Below are 17,753 nucleotides of genomic sequence, written 5' to 3' on the forward strand. Positions count from 1 at the left end.
TATTCATAAAAACAATCAGGATGTCACACATGGCACGTCAATATTTCGGGACGGACGGCATTCGCGGCACGGTGGGACACCGCCCCATCACGCCCGATTTCATTTTGCGATTGGCGCATGCCGTGGGCCGTGTCTTGAAGTCTCAGGAAGCGCACCCCACGGTGCTGATTGGCAAAGACACGCGGATTTCTGGCTACATGCTGGAAAGCGCCCTGGAGTCGGGCTTCAACTCGGCGGGGGTGGATGTGGTTTTGCTGGGACCTGTGCCCACGCCTGCGGTTGCCTATTTGACCCGTGCACAGCGCGCCTCTTTGGGGGTGGTGATCAGTGCCAGCCACAACCCGTTTGCGGACAACGGGATCAAGTTTTTCAGTGCCCAAGGCCAGAAATTGTCTGACAGCTGGGAAGAAACGGTGGAGGCCACCTTGCTCGAAGACCCGGTTTGGGTGGATTCAGCCGCTTTGGGCAAAACCCGGCGTCTGGACGATGCCGCAGGTCGCTACATCGAGTTTTGCAAGAGTACTTTTTCGAACGATTTGACGCTCAAGGGGCTGAAAATCGTGGTGGACGCGGCCCACGGAGCCGCCTACCAAATCGCGCCCAAAGTGTTCCATGAACTGGGCGCCGAAGTGATCGCCATCGGCTGTTCGCCCGACGGGCTGAACATCAACAAAGGTGTGGGCGCGACCCACCCTCAGGCCTTGGTGCAGGCGGTCAAGGACCACCGGGCGCACTACGGGATTGCGCTCGATGGCGATGCCGACCGCCTTCAATTCGTGGATGCGAGCGGTCGACTCTTCAACGGGGATGAGCTCTTGTATTTGATGGTTGTGGACCGGCTGGCCCGGGACGAAGCCGTGCCGGGTGCGGTGGGCACCCTGATGACCAACCTGGCGGTGGAAGTGGCCCTCCAACAGCGTGGCGTGCAATTTGTGCGCGCCAAGGTGGGGGATCGGTATGTGCTGGAGGTCTTGCACGAGAAGGGCTGGCTGTTGGGCGGCGAGGGTTCCGGCCATTTGCTGGCCTTGGACAAGCACACCACCGGGGACGGTTTGGTGAGCGCTTTGCAGGTGCTGCAAGCTTGCATGGGCAGCGGCCAGACCATGGCCCAATTGCTGGAAGGCATCACATTGTTTCCGCAGACACTGATCAATGTGCGTTTGAAGCCTGGTTTTGACTGGGAAGGCCATCAGCCTTTGTGGGACGCCACACGCGAGGCAGAGGCGCAATTGGGCGAGTCGGGGCGGGTCTTGATCCGTGCCAGCGGGACAGAGCCCTTGGTGCGCGTCATGGTCGAGGCGCGGGATGCCGATCAGGCCAGACAATGCGCCGAACGCATCGCCGCCACCCTGGCTTGAAGCGCGCACTCAGTAAATCAACCGCTCCGGCTTGATTTCCTGCAAGATGGTAGTAGCAATCTCTTCGATCGACTTGGTCGTGGTGGACAGCCAACGGATGCCTGAGCGGCGCATCATGGCCTCGCCTTCTGAGACTTCCATGCGGCAGTTCTCCAAGCTCGCGTAGCGTGAATTGGGTCTGCGTTCGGCGCGGATCTCAGCCAAGCGGTCCGGGTGGATGCTCAGGCCGAAGATTTTTTGGCGGTGCGGCACCAAGGCTGGGGGCAGTTGCCTGCGGTCAAAATCTTCCGGAATCAGGGGGTAATTGGCCGCTTTGAGACCGTGCTGCATGGCCAGGTACAAGCTGGTGGGGGTTTTGCCACTGCGGCTCACACCCACCAAAATCACATCGGCCGATTCCAAATCCCGGTTGGACTGGCCATCGTCGTGGGCCAAGGAAAAGTTGATGGCCTCGATCCGGTCGTGGTATTCCTGGCTTTTGCTGACATCTGAAAAGCGGCCCACCCGGTGGTGTGACTTGATGCCCAGTTCGGTTTCGAGCGGATTGACAAAGGTGCCGAACATGTCCAGCAGCATGCCTTGGCAGTGTTCCTGCAGCACCTTGAGCACATCCATGTTGACCAAGGTGGTGAACACAATGGGCTTGTTGCCTTCGGTCTCAGCGGTGTGGTTGATTTGCCGCACCGCTTGGTGCGCTTTGTCGATGGTGTCGGTAAAGGGCAGTCGCACATGCCGCGTTTTCATGTCGAACTGGGCCAAGATGGCGTTGCCAAAAGTCTCGGCGGTGATGCCGGTGCCGTCAGACACGAAAAAAACAGTGCGTTTTGACATGCTTGCAAAGATTTCAAATGCCGAGGTCAACAAGACCCCTAAAATCAGTCGATTATCTACCACGGTCGGCTCGGGGTTCCATTCGAAGAACAAGCAAAACCCCGAACAGCGCCTGGAAGCCCGGTTTTAACTTTGGAGCTTTAGTATGTCTGATCTGTTCAGTGAGACCGCCCTGGTCGTTCCCTTTGAGTTGTTGCGCATGACCGATGTCGAGTCGGTCGGTGGCAAAAACGCCAGTTTGGGGGAGATGATTTCCCAGTTGCCTTCGGGGGTGCGCGTGCCCACGGGCTTTGCCACCACCGCCCATGCCTTCCGCCAGTTTTTGGCTTTTGGTGGCTTGACCGAGCGCATCAACGCCCGCTTGGATGCCTTGGATACCGACGATGTGCGAGCCTTGGCGGCTGCAGGCGCCGAAATCCGTGCCATGGTCGAAGCCCAACCTTTTCCAGCCGATCTGGCGCAAGCCATTCGCGAAGCGTTTGTACGCCTGCAAGGCAGCAATCCTGAGGCTTCATTTGCGGTGCGCTCTTCAGCCACGGCCGAAGACTTGCCCGACGCCTCCTTTGCAGGCCAGCAGGAAACTTTCCTGAATGTGGTCGGCATCGAGGACGTGCTGCACAAGATGAAAGAGGTGTTTGCGTCCCTGTACAACGACCGCGCCATCAGCTACCGCGTGCACAAGGGCTTTGCCCATGCTGACGTGGCCTTGTCGGCCGGCGTGCAGCGCATGGTGCGATCGGACTTGGGCGCTGCGGGTGTCATGTTCACCATTGACACCGAGTCTGGCTTTGAAGATGTGGTGTTCATCACCTCCAGCTACGGATTGGGTGAGACGGTGGTGCAAGGTGCGGTGAATCCGGACGAGTTCTACGTGCACAAACCCATGCTGGCCGCGGGCAAGCGCAGCGTGATCCGCCGAAACCTGGGCTCCAAGCTCATCGAGATGGTGTTTGCCACCCCTGAAGAAAAGGCCGCATCGGGCAAGCTGGTCAAAACCACCGATGTGCCCACCGAACTGCGCAACCGTTACAGCCTGACCGACGATGAGGTCGAGCAATTGGCCCGTTATGCGGTGGTGATCGAGCAGCATTACGGTCGCCCCATGGACATCGAGTGGGGCAAAGATGGCACCGACGGATTGCTCTACATCCTGCAAGCGCGCCCCGAGACGGTGAAAAGCCAGGCCAAAGGCACGCCCGAGTTGCGTTACAAGCTCAAGGGCAAAAGTGCCATCTTGGCCGAGGGTCGGGCCATTGGCCAAAAGATCGGTACAGGACCCGTGCGCTTGGTGCACAACATCAGCGAGATGGACAAGGTCCAACCCGGCGATGTGCTGGTGACCGACATGACCGACCCCAACTGGGAGCCCGTGATGAAACGCGCCAGCGCCATCGTCACCAACCGGGGCGGACGCACTTGCCACGCCGCCATCATTGCCCGTGAGCTGGGCATCCCGGCGGTGGTGGGTTGCGGCAATGCCACCGAGCAACTGAGCGAAGGCACTTTGGTCACCGTCAGCTGCGCCGAGGGGGATACCGGTCACATTTACGATGGCTTGCTGGAAACCGAAATCAGCGAAATCCAACGCGGCGTTCTGCCCGAAATCAAGACCAAGATCATGATGAACGTGGGCAACCCCCAGCTGGCCTTTGATTTTGCCCAACTGCCCAATGCCGGCGTGGGCCTGGCGCGGTTGGAGTTCATCATCAACAACAACATTGGTGTGCACCCCAAGGCCATCTTGGATTACCCCGCCATCGATGCCGATTTGAAAAAAGCCGTCGAATCGGTGGCCCGTGGTCACGCTTCCCCGCGCGCTTTTTATGTGGACAAAGTGACCGAAGGCGTGGCCAGCATCGCCGCCGCTTTCTGGCCCAAGCCAGTGATCGTGCGTTTGTCGGATTTCAAGAGCAACGAGTACCGCAAACTCATTGGCGGCAGCCGCTACGAGCCGGAAGAAGAAAACCCGATGCTCGGCTTTCGCGGTGCTGCACGTTACATCAGCCGGGATTTTGGCGAAGCCTTTGCCATGGAATGCGAGGCCCTCAAGCGGGTGCGCGGCGAAATGGGCCTGACCAATGTGCAGATCATGGTGCCCTTTGTGCGCACCTTGGGCCAAGCCGAAAAAGTCACGCAGCTGCTGGCCAGTCAAGGCTTGCGTCGTGGCGAAGATGGCCTCAAGGTCATCATGATGTGCGAAGTGCCCAGCAACGCCATCCTGGCCGAGCAATTTTTGGCGTTCTTTGATGGCTTCTCCATCGGCTCGAACGACCTGACCCAGTTGACTTTGGGGCTGGACCGTGACTCGGGTATGGAGTTGCTGGCCGCTGATTTTGACGAACGCGATCCGGCGGTCACAGCCTTGATCTCGCAGGCCATCCAAGCCTGTTTGGCACAGGGCAAGTACATCGGTATTTGTGGCCAAGGCCCCTCCGACCATCCGGACTTCGCGCATTGGCTCATGGACCAGGGCATCAGCTCGATTTCCTTGAATCCGGACACCGTCATCGAGACCTGGACCCAGCTGGGTCGTTGATGCCGGCGCTTCAGACTGTGAGATGAAACCCGCCATGGCAGACCGTTCCACTGCCGCCTACCACTGGCGGCTTCATCGCAATGTGCTGGTTTATGTCGCCATTCTGGGCGCCCTGATTGGCGCCATGGCCTGGGCTGAACAATGGGGCTTGTCGCGCAACCTGATTGGCCCCATCTTTTTGTTCACCACGGTGATGATGTATGCCTTGATTGGCATTTCGAGCCGGACCACCGACGAAGATGAGTATTACGTGGCCGGGCGGCGCATCCCTGCGATGTACAACGGCATGGCCACAGCGGCGGACTGGATGAGCGCGGCTTCTTTCATCAGCCTGGCAGGAGCGCTTTACCTGCAGGGTTTTTCTGGCAGTGGCCAACAGCCCGGTGGTCTGGCCTACGTGTTGGGTTGGACGGGCGGTTTTTGTCTGGTGGCCTTGCTGATCGCGCCACAGTTGCGGGCGATGGAGCTCTACACCTTGCCTGATTATTTCCACCACCGCTATGGAGGGCGATGGCCGCGCATCATTGCCGCACTCGCTTCTGTGCTTTGCTCTTTCACTTACGTGGTGGCCCAGATCTACGGCATCGGGCTGATCGCTTCACGCCTGACGGGTGTTCAGTTCGAAATTGGCATTTTGCTCGGGCTGGGCGGCGTCTTGCTGTGTTCTTTTCTGGGGGGCATGCGTGCCATCACCTGGACCCAGGTGGCCCAGTACATCATGTTGTTGCTGGCGTTCATGATCCCTGTGTCCTGGCTGGCCTACAAGCAACTCGGAAGCCCTTTGGCCCCTTTGGTGTACGGGCAGCAGTTGGCACAGATCGAGGCCATTGAGAAAAAGTTGATCAACGACCCTGGTGAAATCGAAGTGCGCGAGGAGTTTGCTCGTCGCGCCCAGGTTTACGAGGCCCGTTTGCAACATGTTGAAAGTGCCCTGTTGGCGCTGCGCCAGGAGCTGGAAGACAAAATCCGGGTGCTGAAGGACCAATCGGCCGATTACACGGCCATCACACACGCCAGGCGCGAGTTGTTGGCGGTGCCTCGTGATGCCGCCTCTGCCCGTGAGCAATGGACCCGTGCCATGCATGAAAACCGCGAACGGGCCAAGCCGTTGGGGGGTATGCCTGCACACACGCAGGCTTTTGCAGGCAACCCCCAAGGCAGTCCCCAAGAGGTCCAAGTATTTGAGGCGTCGCGTCTCAATTTCATGGCCTTGGTGTTTTGCCTGATGGTGGGCACGGCGGGCTTGCCGCATTTGCTGACCCGTTTTTACACCGTCCCTTCGGTGGCACAGGCGCGCAGTTCGGTAGCCTGGTCGCTCTTTTTCATTGGCTTGCTGTATTGGAGCGTGCCGGCCTTGGCGGTGCTGGTGAAGTTTGAGGTCATGAACAACTTGGTGGGCAGCAGTTTTGAAGATTTGCCCAGCTGGATGGCCCAATGGGCACGTCTGGATTCTGCGCTGCTGGAGTTCTCCGATGTCAACGGTGACCGCGTGCTGCAATTGGGGGAGCTCAAGTTGGGGGCCGACATGGTCATGCTGGCCACACCCGAGATGGGCGGTATGCCCTTTGTGGTGTCGGGTTTGGTGGCCGCTGGGGGTTTGGCCGCGGCCTTGTCGACGGCCGATGGCTTGCTTTTGACCATCAGCAATGCCCTGGTGCACGACATCGGGCCCGGGCGGGAACGCAAGCCCAAATCAGCCGAAGGGCGTGTCATCCTGTCCAAGTTCGCCCTTTTGGCGGTCGCCATGCTGGCGGCTGTGGTGGCTGCTTTCAAGCCGGCCGAAATCCTAGCCTTGGTCTCGACCTCTTTTTCGCTGGCAGCGGCCGCGTTTTTCCCGGGCATGGTTCTGGGCATGATTTGGCCCAAAGTCCATCGACCCGCTGCGGTGGCTGGCATGTTGGCAGGTTTGGGGGTGACGCTGTATTACATGGTGGTCAATGCGCCTGGGTTTCGACACTTTTGGGGTTTGGAGCCCAGTGCTGGCTTGTGGTTTGGCATTCAGCCGCTGTCTGCGGGCGTTTTTGGTGTTCCCACAGGCTTTGGGGTGATGGTTTTGTTGACTTTGTTGCTGCCTGAGCGCTGGGCCAAGCCCCGCAATCCCTTGGAACCCCCTTCGGGAGACGCCTCGCGTGGCTATCCCGGGCTTTGATTTCAAGCTATAATCGCAGGCTTCGCCTTGCCGCACCCCGACAGACGCTGGGGGCGGCTTTTCCAACCTTTTGGGTTAACCGCAAGGAGTCTCAATGCGTCATTACGAAATCATTTTGCTGATCCATCCCGATCAGTCCGAACAAGTTCCAGCCATGCTGGAGCGTTACAAAGGCATGATCACTGCCGGCGGTGGCAGCATCCACCGTGTTGAAGACTGGGGCCGCCGTCAACTGGCATACCAGATCAACAAGCTGGGCAAAGCCCACTACCTGTGCGTGAACATCGAAGCCGACCAAGCGGTCATGGCTGAACTCGAGCACGCCTTCAAGTTCAACGACGCCGTGTTGCGTCACTTGACGGTGCTGAAGAAAAAAGCCGAGACAGGCCCTTCGTCCATGATGAAGACCGTCGAGCGCGAAGAAGCCCGCAAGTCCCAACAAGCCGAATTCGCCGCTTGACACGTGCCTGTTGAGGAGTGAACCGTACCGAACTGACCGCCTGTATTGCCGAGCAAGCCGCTTTGCGATACACCCCCGCCGGTTTGCCCGCTCTGGATTTGATTCTCGAGCATGCCTCTGAACTACAAGAGGCCGGGCAAATGCGCAAAGTCCAGTTGAAGCTTCGTGCCTTGGCCTTCGGGTCTCAGGCTGAAACCCTGGTCAAGCAAGCGGTAGGCAGTGTTTGGACGTTTCGGGGCTTTTTGGCCACCCCTCGACAAGGCAAAAGTGTCGTGTTGCACATTCAAGAGTTTCAGCAAGATTAATTTCAGGAGGCCCCATGGCCACGTTCAAAAAATTCAACAAAGACAAGCGCCCCAAGCGCAACACCCAGTCACTGCTGTTCAAGCGCAAGCGCTTTTGCCGCTTCACCGTGACTGGTGTCGAAGAAATCGACTACAAAGATGTGGACACCCTGCGTGACTTCATCGCCGAAAACGGCAAGATCATTCCCGCACGCTTGACGGGCACCCGTGCCATCTTCCAGCGCCAGCTCAACACCGCCATCAAGCGCGCACGCTTTTTGGCCATGTTGCCCTACACCGATCAGCACAAAGTCTAAGGAGTCCAACCATGCAAATCATCCTGCTCGAAAAGGTTGTGAACCTGGGTAATCTGGGCGATATCGTCAAAGTCAAAGACGGCTACGCTCGCAACTTCCTGATCCCACAAGGTCGCGCTCGCCGCGCCACCGAGACCAACAAGGCCGAGTTCGAAGCTCGCCGCGTTGAGTTGGAGAAAGCGGCTGCTGCCAAACTGGCCCAAGCCCAAGCCGAAGGCGAGAAATTGTCTGGCCTGGTGGTCAAGTTGTCGCAAAAAGCCGGCGTCGATGGCCGTTTGTTTGGTTCTGTGACCAACCACGACATCGCCGAAGAGCTGAACAAACAAGGCTACAAGCTGGTGAAGTCGCAGATCCGCATGCCGCATGGCCCCATCAAAACCGTGAGCGAATCCACCGTGGCGGTGGCTTTGCACACCGACGTGGTGGTGGACCTGACCGTGACCGTGTTGGGCGAAACAGCCTGAACGTCGTCAGACCCTCTGCGAAAAACCGCCGTGTGTCACACGGCGGTTTTTTTTCGTCTGTGATCAGCGGCGACGGCTGGAACCCAGCAATCCGCCGAGCACGCCGCGCACGATTTCCCGCCCGATGGCCGAGCCCACGGTGCGCACGGCACTTTTGACCACCAACTGGGCCACGCCATCGCGTTGCCCACCGCGAGGGCCGCTGCTGCCAAAGAGCATGTCAGACAGGCCGCCCATCAAGCCGCCGCTGGCAGGCTCGTTCCCAGCCGGTGTCTGTCCCGACAGAGGGGGCGTTGCGCTGGCTTGGGCGGATGCCGTGCCCTGGCCCTTGATGCGTTCATAAGCCGACTCGCGGTCCAGGGCTTGCTCGTACACCCCGGCCACCAAGGAGCCTTCTATGAGCGTTTGGCGCTGGGCGGGTGTGATGGGGCCCAGTTGGCTGCCTGGGGGCAGCACAAACACCCGCTCGGTCTCGCAGGGGCGGCCTTTGGCGTCCAAAAAGCTCACCAAAGCCTCGCCCACGGCCAACTCGGTGATGGCCGCTTCGATGTCCAAGCCTGCCTTGGGGCGCATGGTTTGCGCGGTCGATTTCACGGCTTTTTGATCGCGCGGTGTGTAGGCGCGAAGGGCGTGCTGCACCCGGTTGCCCAGCTGGCCCAGCACACTGTCGGGAATGTCCAGCGGGTTTTGCGTGACGAAGTACACCCCTACGCCTTTGGAGCGCACCAAGCGCACCACCAGCTCGATGCGCTCGATGAGTGCCGCGGGCGCATCCTTGAACAGCAAGTGCGCCTCGTCGAAAAAGAAGACCAGCTTGGGTTTTTCCGGGTCGCCGATTTCGGGCAACACCTCGAACAATTCAGACAGCAGCCACAGCAAGAAAGTGGCGTACAGGCGCGGCGAATTCATGAGCTTGTCGGCCGCCAGGATGTTCACCACCCCCAGGCCTTGCGCGTCGGTCTGCATGAAGTCTTCGATGTTGAGCATGGGCTCGCCAAAGAACCGGTCGCCGCCCTGTGTCTCGATCTGCACCAAGCCGCGCTGGATGGCCCCGATGCTGGCCGCGCTGATGTTGCCGTACTCGGTGGTGAACTGTTTGGCGTTGTCGCCCACGTACTGCAGCATGGCCCGCAGGTCTTTCATGTCCAGCAGCAGCAAGCCGTTGTCGTCGGCGATCTTGAACACCAGGTTGAGTACCCCAGCTTGGGTGTCGTTCAGACCCAGCATGCGCGTGAGCAGCAAAGGACCCATGTCAGAGATGGTGGCGCGCACCGGGTGGCCTTGCTCGCCAAACACGTCCCACACGGTGGTGGGGCAGGCCAGTGACTCGGGCAGTGCCAGTCCGCGGTCTTTCAACACGGCGGCCAGTTTGTCGCCGATCTTGCCTGCTTGACTGACCCCGGTCAGGTCGCCTTTGACGTCGGCCATGAAGACCGGCACCCCCATGCGCGAAAAGTTTTCGGCCAAGGTTTGCAAGGTCACGGTTTTCCCGGTGCCGGTGGCGCCGGTGATCAGGCCGTGGCGGTTGGCGAGACCTGGCAGCAGGTGGCACTGCGCTTGATCGTTTTGAGCAATCAACATCGGATCAGCCATCGAAAATTCCCTCCCCGGAGTGAAAAGTAAAATTCAGCCTCTAGGTTAAATCAACATTCAAGGAATTCCCGATGGCTGGCCACAGTAAATGGGCAAATATTCAGCACCGCAAGGGCAGACAAGACGAGAAAAGGCAACGCATTTGGACCCGGGTGGTCCGTGAAATCATGGTCGCTGCCCGCACGGGTGGAGGTGATGTCAGCGCCAATCCCCGTTTGCGCCTGGCCATCGAAAAGGCCAAAGCAGCCAACATGCCAGCCGACACCATCAAGCGCAATGTGGACAAAGCCACGGGCAACCTGGAAGGCGTGAGCTACGAGGAGATCCGCTACGAAGGCTACGGCATTGGCGGCGCGGCCATCATTGTGGACACCATGACGGACAACCGGGTGCGCACTGTGGCCGAAATGCGCCACGCACTGAGCAAGCATGGCGGCAATCTCGGCACCGAGGGCTCGGTGGCGTTTCAGTTCAAACACTGTGGACAACTGATTTTTGCGCCGGGCACTTCGGAAGACCGGGTCATGGAAGTGGCGCTGGAAGCCGGCGCCCAAGATGTGCTCACCGACGAAGAAGGGGCGATCGAGGTCCTGTCCACCCCGGCCGATTTTGAAGCGGTCAAAAATGCGCTGGAGGCGGCCGGACTGGTGGCCGAAATGGCCGAAGTCACCTGGCGAGCTGAAAATTCTGTGTCTTTGTCCGGTGACGAAGCGGCCAAAATGCAAAAATTATTGGATATATTGGAAGACTTGGACGATGTGCAGAACGTTTTCCACAATGCCGAATTTGAAGCGTAAGGAAGTTGGATGAAAGTATTGGTAGTCGGCAATGGTGGCCGTGAGCACGCCATGGCGTGGAAACTGGCGCAGTCGCCCAAAGTGCAGCTGGTCTATGTGGCACCCGGCAACGGCGGCACGGCCAAAGACAAAAACCTTGTGAATGTACCGATCACCGATGGGGCGCAATTGCGCCAGTGGGCCCTGGACAACGCCATCGGCCTGACCTTGGTCGGTCCCGAAGCGCCCTTGGCTGCGGGCATCGTGGACGACTTTCGGGCGCACGGGCTGCGCATTTTTGGCCCCACGCAGGCGGCCGCTCAATTGGAAAGCTCCAAGGCCTTTTCCAAGGCCTTCATGCAACGCCATGGTATCCCTACGGCCGAGTTTGAAACCTTCACCGATGCGGCGCTGGCCCATGCCTATGTGGACCGCCAAGGCGCACCCATTGTGGTCAAGGCCGACGGTTTGGCGGCGGGCAAAGGGGTGGTGGTGGCCATGACGTTGGCCGAGGCCCACGAGGCGATCGACTTCATGCTCTTGGACAACGCCCTGGGCGTGGCCCACAACGCGGGGGGGGCACGCGTGGTGATTGAGGAATTTTTGCAAGGCGAAGAAGCCAGCTTCATGGTGCTGTGCGATGGCCAAAACGTGGCGGCCCTGGCCACCAGCCAAGACCACAAACGCCTGCAAGACGGTGACGAAGGCCCCAACACGGGCGGCATGGGCGCGTACTCGCCTGCGCCCGTGGTGACGGCCGAAGTGCACGCCCGCGCCATGCGCGAGGTCATCTTGCCCACCATACGGGGCATGGACAAAGACGGCATCAACTACACCGGTTTTCTGTATGCCGGCCTGATGATCGATCCGCAAGGCCGCATCAAAACCCTGGAATTCAACTGCCGAATGGGTGACCCCGAGACCCAGCCCATCTTGATGCGTCTGAAGTCGGACTTTCTGGAAGTGCTCTTGGCCGCGACCTCGGAAGGCCTGGACCAGTTGGACATGGAATGGGATCGCCGTGTGGCTTTGGGCGTGATCATGGCGGCGCATGGTTACCCGATGAACCCGCGCAAGGGTGATGCCATCACGGGCCTGCCCCAGGACCAAGACGATGCCATGGTGTTCCATGCGGGCACCACCGAAAAAGACGGTCAAATCCTGACTTCGGGCGGGCGTGTGCTGTGCGTCACGGCGCTCGCCGATTCGGTCAAGCAAGCGCAGCAAAAAGCCTACCAAACCGCCGGCCCGATTGCCTTTGATGGCATGCAGATGCGCCAGGACATTGGTTACCGCGCCATCAAAAACTGAAGCACCGAAACCGCATGAGCCCCTTGACGCGCCATCCTGTGACCTTCAAGGGCTCCCGTCTGGCCCGTTGGATTTTGAAAATGCTGGGGTGGCGCGTGGACTTTGAGGGTTTTCCCGCCAAACAGGGGGTGGCCATTGTGTACCCGCACACCAGCAACTGGGATTTTCCCATCGGCATGCTCGCCAAATGGTCTCTGGGCATTCCGGCGCACTTCTGGGGCAAAGACGCCTTGTTCAAGTTCCCGGTGATCGGTGCCTGGATGCGCTGGGTGGGCGGCATCCCGATTGACCGCAGTTCATCTCGCGGGGTGGTCGGGCAGATGGTGCATGTGTTCGAGCAACACAAGCAAAACGACCAGTTGCTCTGGCTCGGCCTGGCTCCTGAGGGCACGCGCAGCCTCACCCCGGGCTGGCGCAGCGGTTTTTACCAGCTGACCTTGGGTGCGCAAGTGCCCTTGGCGCTCGTCAAACTCGACTGGGGTCAGCGCCGCTTCAGTGTGGTCGATTTCTACGATCTGACTGGGCAAGTCGAACGCGATTACGCCCACATGGCCCAGGTCTTTGAGGGCGTCAAAGGCTTCCATGAACACCAGATGGGCCCCATACTCCCCTGGAGTCCGGGCCAAGCGGTTAAATCTCCCCGCCCTAAACCCTGACTATTTTCTGAACCTTTTTAACGTCCAAATCCAACATGAGCTCCAGTTTTGAACTCGGCACCGTCAAAAACTACCTTGTCGGCTTGCAGTCCCGCATCACGGGGGCCTTGACCGACTTGGACGGCACCCCTTTCCTGACCGATGTCTGGCAAAAAGACCCTGGCGAAACACTCCAGGGCAATGGCATCACCCAGATTCTGGAAGGGGGGCCTATTTTTGAGCGGGCCGGTTGTGGTTTTTCGCATGTCACGGGGCCGAAGTTGCCGCCCTCTGCCACCCAGCACCGTCCCGAGTTGGCCGGCTCGGCCTTTGAGGCGATGGGGGTGTCTTTGGTCTTTCACCCGCGCAACCCCTATGCGCCCACGGTGCACATGAACGTGCGCATGATCGCCGCTAAGCCCGAGGGCAGAGTGCCCGTGGCCTGGTTTGGTGGCGGCATGGACCTGACACCTTATTACGGCTTTGACGAAGACGCGGTGCATTTTCATCAGACATGCAAGGACGCCCTGAGACCGTTTGGCGAGGCTTTGCACCCCCGATTCAAAACCTGGTGCGATGACTATTTTTGCAACAAACACCGCCATGAGCAGCGTGGTGTGGGTGGCATTTTCTTTGATGACTTTTCCGAGCTGGGCATGGACCAGAGTTTTGCCATGCTGCAAAGCGTGGGCGATGCCTTGCTGACGGCCTACATGCCCATCGTGCTGCGCCGCAAGGACATGCCCTATGGTGAGCGTGAGCGAGACTTTCAGCTCTACCGCCGTGGCCGTTATGTCGAGTTCAACCTGGTCTGGGACCGGGGCACGCATTTTGGTCTGCAGTCTGGTGGCCGTACCGAGTCGATCCTGCTGTCCATGCCGCCCGAGGTGCGCTGGTCATACCAGCGTCAGGACGAGGCCGGCTCGCCTGAGGCGCGCTTGCTCAGCCACTTTCTGGTGCCCAAGGATTGGGTTTGAGCCTGTCGCCTGCCACGCAAAACGCTCAGGCCGGTGTGCAGCGTCTGGGCGTTTTTGGCGGTGCCTTTGACCCGCCGCACCTGGCCCATGTGGCCTTGGTCGAAGCGGCCATGGCCCAGTTGCAACTCGATCTGGTGCGTGTGCTGCCAACGGGCCAAGCCTGGCACAAACCGCGCAAGCTGAGCGATGCGGTGCACCGACTGGCCATGACGCGTCTGGCTTTTGCGCATGTGCCCCAAGCGGTGGTGGACGAGCGGGAAATCCTCCGTGCAGGCCCCAGCTACACGGTGGACACCTTGCACGAGTTGCAGCACGAACACCCCCATGCCCAGTTGTATTTGCTCATCGGAGACGACCAGCGGCGTTCTTTGCCTTCCTGGCACCAGATCGGTGAAATTGGCCGCATCGCTATAATCTGTGCCGCAGGTCGCGATATGGCTGTGCATGCCTGGAGCGACACGTCAGGTGCGCCAGATTCACCCTTTTCCATGTCGGACACGCTGCCAGCGCGCATTCGGTCCCTCGACATGCCGCTGATGCCTCACAGTGCCACGGACATCCGTGTGCTGGCGGCCACAGAGCAGACCCTGACGGGCTGGGTCCCCCCCGCTGTTGAGCGCTATATTCACGAACACCACCTTTACAGGCCCCATTGATGACCGAAAACGCCGCCAAAAAAGACATCCAGAAACTCCAGCGGGCCATTGTGGACGCACTGGAAGACGTCAAGGCTCAAGAGATCCAGGTGTTTGACACCGAACACCTGTCTTCGCTGTTTGAGCGGGTCATCATCGCCTCGGGCACGTCGAACCGACAGACCAAGGCGCTGGCCGCGAGCGTGCGCGACAAAGTTCGCACAGCCGGTTTTGGCAAGCCCCGCATTGAAGGCGAAGACAATGGCGAATGGATAATTGTCGATTGCGGCCCGGCGGTGGTCCACGTCATGCAGCCGACCATTCGCACTTACTACAACCTGGAAGAAATCTGGGGTGGCACCCCTGTGCGTTTGAAGTTCGGTGCGCCCAAACCCGCCGCGACGGCCGAAGTCAAAGGCCATATCCGGAATTCTGTGGCGAAAAAAGCCACAGGCAAAGCATCGGCCAAATCCACCGCGGCCAAAACGCCTGTTGCCAAGAAGACTGCCGCTGCACCCGCCAGCCAATCCGCGGCCAAGGCCAAACCCGCTTTGAAGGCGCCTGCCAGGGCGGCCAAACCCGCGGCCAAGGCGCCCGCAAAAACTGCAGCCAAGTCGGCCCCGAAAGCCAGCAGCCCCAGCAGCAAGCCCACGGTGAAGACGGTGGGCAAGCCCACGGCCAAGCCTGCCGCCAAAGCAGCGGCCAAGTCGGCTGCCAAACCAGCAGCCAAAAAGGCCCCGGCGCGCAAGGCTGTGCAAGCGGCCAGCCGCCGCAAAGCCGATTGATCCTGCATGAAGCTGCTGATCGTTGCGGTCGGCCTGCGCGTGCCTGACTGGGCCCAAACGGCCTGGGATGACTACGCCAAACGTTTTCCGCCTGAGCTCAAGGTCGAGCTCAAGGCCGTGAAAACCGAGCCTCGGGGCTCCAAAACCCTGCCCAGTCTTTACGCTGCCGAGCGCCAGCGGATCGAAGCGGCAGTTCCGCGTGGCACCCGTATCGTGGTGCTCGACGAGCGCGGCACCCACCTGACCACGCAGGCACTGGCCGCGCGCTTGACCAGCTGGCAACTCAGTGGTGACGATGTGGCCTTGGTCATTGGCGGACCCGATGGGCTGGAGCCTGAGTTCCGGCAAGCCGCTCACGAGCGCATCCGTTTGTCTGACCTGACCTTGCCCCACGCCATGGCCCGGGTGCTCTTGATCGAGCAGCTCTACCGCGCCTGGTCCATCAACGCCAACCACCCCTACCACCGCGAATGAGCGACTTCATCTACCTCGCCTCCCAAAGCCCCCGACGCAGTCAGCTGCTCGACCAAATTGGTCTGGCCCACAAGCTGCTGTTGGCCGGACCCGATGAAGACGCCGAGTCTTTGGAAGAAGTGCGTGGTGCGGAAGCGCCTGGGCGTTATGTGGCGCGCGTCACGGGGCTCAAACTCGACGCCGCTGTGCAGCGCTTGAAACGTCAGGGCTTGCCTGCTGCGCCCGTGCTCTGCGCCGACACCACGGTGTGCCTAGGCCGTGATATTTTGGGGAAACCCGCGGACGAGGCCGATGCGGTGCGCATGCTCCAGCGTCTTGCAGGCCAAAACCACCGAGTTTTGACGGCCGTGGCGGTGCAAATGGGAACGAAGCGGATGTCGGCGGTGTCCGAGTCCTGGGTGCGCTTTGCGCCCATGACCACCGCACAGATTCGAGCCTATGTGGCCACCGGCGAGCCCATGGGCAAAGCCGGTGCTTACGGTGTGCAGGGCAAGGCGGCTGCCCATATTGAACAGATCCGCGGCAGTTATTCAGGCATCATGGGTTTGCCGCTGTTCGAGACCGCCGCTTTGCTGCGATCCTTGGGCGTGCGCTTTTGAGTCTTCCCAGTCGGGTGTTTGGGCTTGCTGCCCACGTTGACTGCGCTGCCACCTTTACCGAGTTTTTTTCATTTTTCCCCATCTGATGCCCTCCATGCAACAAGATATTTTGGTCAATTGGTCGCCCCAGGAAACCCGGGTCGCGGTGGTGGAGTTTGGTGCGGTGCAGGAGCTGCATGTTGAGCGAACGCTCGAGCGTGGCCTGGTCGGTAATGTGTACTTGGGTAAAGTGGCCCGCGTCTTGCCCGGCATGCAATCGGCCTTCATCGACATTGGCCTGGACAAAGCGGCTTTTTTGCACGTGGCCGATGTGTGGCAAAAGCACGCCGAAGGCGAGGCTGCAGCAGCGCGCACAGGTCAGCCCTTGGTGCCGATCGAAAAGCAGGTGTTCGAGGGCCGTGCCATCATGGTCCAAGTCATCAAGGACCCCATGGGCACCAAGGGCGCTCGCTTGTCCACCCAGATCAGCATCGCGGGCCGCCACCTGGTGTTCTTGCCTCAAGACGACCACATTGGCGTCTCTCAAAAAATCCCGGTTGACCAACGTGAGGCGTTGCGCCAAAGGCTGCAAGCCCTGGTGGGGCCGGCCGGAGGGGGCTTCATTTTGCGCACCAATGCGGAAGATTCCAGCGACGAAGAGTTGCAGGACGACATCGCTTACCTGCGCAAGACATGGGCCCGCATCAAGGAGGCCTCGCTGCGCCTGCCAGCGGCCTCCTTGCTGCACCAGGACCTGACGCTCTTGCAACGGGTTCTGCGCGATTTGGTGGGCGAGGCCACGCAAAGCATCCGCATTGACTCGCAGGAGCAGTTTGCCAAGCTTCAGGCCTTTGGCCAGGAGTTCATGCCCAAAGCGGCCGAACGCTTGCAGCATTACAAGGGTGAGCGGCCGATTTTTGACCTGTATGCGATTGACGAAGAAATTGCCAAGGCGCTGGGCCGCCGGGTAGAGCTGAAATCCGGCGGTTACCTGATCATTGACCAGACCGAGGCGTTGACCACGGTGGACGTGAACACCGGGGGCTATGTCGGGGCGCGCAATTTCGAGGACACGATTTTCAAAACCAACCTGGAGGCGGCACAGGCCATGGCGCGGCAACTGCGCCTGCGCAACCTGGGCGGCATCATCATTGCCGATTTCATCGACATGGCCCGTCCCGAGCACCAGCAAGCCGTGTTGACCGAGTTTCTCAAACAGCTCTCGCGTGACCGTGTCAAAACCATGGCGGGAGGCTTTTCGTCTTTGGGTTTGCTGGAGATGACCCGCAAACGCAGCCGCGAGTCATTGGCCCACATGCTCTGCGAGCCCTGCCCAAGTTGCCAGGGCAAGGGCATTGTCAAGACGCCGCGTTCGGTGGTCTACGACATCTTGCGCGAGATCCTGCGCGAAGCGCGTCAGTTCAACCCGCGCGAGTTCCGCATCGTGGCCACCTCGGCGGTCATTGATTTGCTGCTGGACGAAGAAAGCCAGCATCTGGCGGGTTTGTCGGACTTTATTGCCAAGCCGATTTCGCTGCAGGTCGAGTCATCCATGGGGCCGGAGCAGTACGACATCGTCCTGCTTTGAGC

At 59.9% G+C, this 17,753-nt stretch carries 18 protein-coding genes; 16 read left to right on the forward strand and 2 right to left on the reverse strand.

The annotated features are described in order from the left end of the window. The first annotated feature begins 29 nt into the window (after window positions 1-29). Window positions 30-1,358, forward strand: coding sequence for a phosphoglucosamine mutase (glmM, locus tag LHAB_RS10820; RefSeq protein WP_090046211.1), 1,329 nt, complete (start codon window positions 30-32; stop codon window positions 1,356-1,358). 9 nt (window positions 1,359-1,367) lie between these two features. On the opposite strand, the gene LHAB_RS10825 is transcribed toward glmM, so the two are convergent. Further along, window positions 1,368-2,189 carry a posphoenolpyruvate synthetase regulatory kinase/phosphorylase PpsR gene (locus LHAB_RS10825; protein WP_090046214.1) on the reverse strand — a complete coding sequence of 274 codons (822 nt, stop codon included), beginning with the start codon at window positions 2,187-2,189 and terminating at the stop codon, window positions 1,368-1,370. A gap of 145 nt (window positions 2,190-2,334) precedes the next feature. Between LHAB_RS10825 and ppsA the strand changes: the two genes are divergently transcribed. The 6 genes from ppsA to rplI all read left to right on the forward strand — a co-directional run bounded on the left by ppsA (window position 2,335) and on the right by rplI (window position 8,399). Continuing rightward, complete coding sequence (gene ppsA, locus LHAB_RS10830) at window positions 2,335-4,725, forward strand: phosphoenolpyruvate synthase (protein WP_090046216.1); 2,391 nt, start codon at window positions 2,335-2,337, stop codon at window positions 4,723-4,725. Window positions 4,726-4,759: 34 nt separating this feature from the next. Then, a complete protein-coding gene (locus LHAB_RS10835) occupies window positions 4,760-6,874 on the forward strand; it encodes a VC_2705 family sodium/solute symporter (protein WP_090047907.1) in 2,115 nt (704 codons plus the stop codon). 94 nt (window positions 6,875-6,968) lie between these two features. Then, complete coding sequence (gene rpsF, locus LHAB_RS10840; protein ID WP_062404990.1) at window positions 6,969-7,334, forward strand: 30S ribosomal protein S6; 366 nt, start codon at window positions 6,969-6,971, stop codon at window positions 7,332-7,334. A 17-nt stretch (window positions 7,335-7,351) separates the two neighbouring features. Beyond that, window positions 7,352-7,639, forward strand: coding sequence for a primosomal replication protein N (gene priB / locus LHAB_RS10845; protein ID WP_090046219.1), 288 nt, complete (start codon window positions 7,352-7,354; stop codon window positions 7,637-7,639). A 14-nt stretch (window positions 7,640-7,653) separates the two neighbouring features. Next, on the forward strand, window positions 7,654-7,935 hold the full coding sequence (gene rpsR, locus LHAB_RS10850; protein ID WP_019427495.1) for a 30S ribosomal protein S18: 282 nt from the start codon (window positions 7,654-7,656) through the stop codon (window positions 7,933-7,935). An 11-nt stretch (window positions 7,936-7,946) separates the two neighbouring features. Continuing rightward, window positions 7,947-8,399, forward strand: coding sequence for a 50S ribosomal protein L9 (rplI, locus tag LHAB_RS10855; protein WP_090046222.1), 453 nt, complete (start codon window positions 7,947-7,949; stop codon window positions 8,397-8,399). Window positions 8,400-8,462: 63 nt separating this feature from the next. Here rplI and LHAB_RS10860 read toward each other — a convergent pair whose 3' ends face one another. Continuing rightward, window positions 8,463-9,992, reverse strand: coding sequence for a helicase HerA-like C-terminal domain-containing protein (locus LHAB_RS10860; protein WP_090046225.1), 1,530 nt, complete (start codon window positions 9,990-9,992; stop codon window positions 8,463-8,465). Window positions 9,993-10,063: 71 nt separating this feature from the next. Between LHAB_RS10860 and LHAB_RS10865 the strand changes: the two genes are divergently transcribed. The 9 genes from LHAB_RS10865 (at window position 10,064) to rng (ending at window position 17,751) form a co-directional block, all read left to right on the forward strand. After that, the gene (locus LHAB_RS10865; RefSeq protein WP_090046227.1) at window positions 10,064-10,789 is read left to right on the forward strand and encodes a YebC/PmpR family DNA-binding transcriptional regulator; all 726 of its coding nucleotides are present in this window, start codon (window positions 10,064-10,066) and stop codon (window positions 10,787-10,789) included. A gap of 9 nt (window positions 10,790-10,798) precedes the next feature. Next, complete coding sequence (gene purD / locus LHAB_RS10870; protein WP_090046231.1) at window positions 10,799-12,079, forward strand: phosphoribosylamine--glycine ligase; 1,281 nt, start codon at window positions 10,799-10,801, stop codon at window positions 12,077-12,079. A 14-nt stretch (window positions 12,080-12,093) separates the two neighbouring features. After that, entirely contained in the window at window positions 12,094-12,735 is a 642-nt protein-coding gene (locus LHAB_RS10875) for a 1-acyl-sn-glycerol-3-phosphate acyltransferase (RefSeq protein ID WP_090046233.1), read from the forward strand. A 35-nt stretch (window positions 12,736-12,770) separates the two neighbouring features. Next, entirely contained in the window at window positions 12,771-13,691 is a 921-nt protein-coding gene (gene hemF / locus LHAB_RS10880) for an oxygen-dependent coproporphyrinogen oxidase (protein WP_090046235.1), read from the forward strand. Beyond that, on the forward strand, window positions 13,688-14,347 hold the full coding sequence (nadD, locus tag LHAB_RS10885) for a nicotinate (nicotinamide) nucleotide adenylyltransferase (RefSeq protein WP_228763412.1): 660 nt from the start codon (window positions 13,688-13,690) through the stop codon (window positions 14,345-14,347). Before hemF ends, nadD begins: the two co-directional genes overlap by 4 nt. Continuing rightward, window positions 14,347-15,111, forward strand: a complete 765-nt coding sequence (gene rsfS / locus LHAB_RS10890) for a ribosome silencing factor (RefSeq protein ID WP_090046237.1) — start codon at window positions 14,347-14,349, stop codon at window positions 15,109-15,111. The genes nadD and rsfS overlap by 1 nt, the downstream gene beginning before the upstream one ends. A 6-nt stretch (window positions 15,112-15,117) precedes the next feature. Then, complete coding sequence (rlmH, locus tag LHAB_RS10895; RefSeq protein WP_090046239.1) at window positions 15,118-15,585, forward strand: 23S rRNA (pseudouridine(1915)-N(3))-methyltransferase RlmH; 468 nt, start codon at window positions 15,118-15,120, stop codon at window positions 15,583-15,585. Continuing rightward, on the forward strand, window positions 15,582-16,184 hold the full coding sequence (locus LHAB_RS10900; RefSeq protein WP_090046242.1) for a Maf family protein: 603 nt from the start codon (window positions 15,582-15,584) through the stop codon (window positions 16,182-16,184). The genes rlmH and LHAB_RS10900 overlap by 4 nt, the downstream gene beginning before the upstream one ends. A 94-nt stretch (window positions 16,185-16,278) precedes the next feature. Beyond that, window positions 16,279-17,751 (forward strand): ribonuclease G, encoded by a 1,473-nt coding sequence (gene rng / locus LHAB_RS10905; protein WP_090047909.1) that lies wholly within the window; start codon window positions 16,279-16,281, stop codon window positions 17,749-17,751. Window positions 17,752-17,753 lie beyond the last annotated feature (2 nt).

This window comes from Limnohabitans sp. 2KL-27 (assembly GCF_001269345.1).
In the GTDB taxonomy this organism is placed as follows: Bacteria; Pseudomonadota; Gammaproteobacteria; order Burkholderiales; family Burkholderiaceae_C; genus Limnohabitans_A.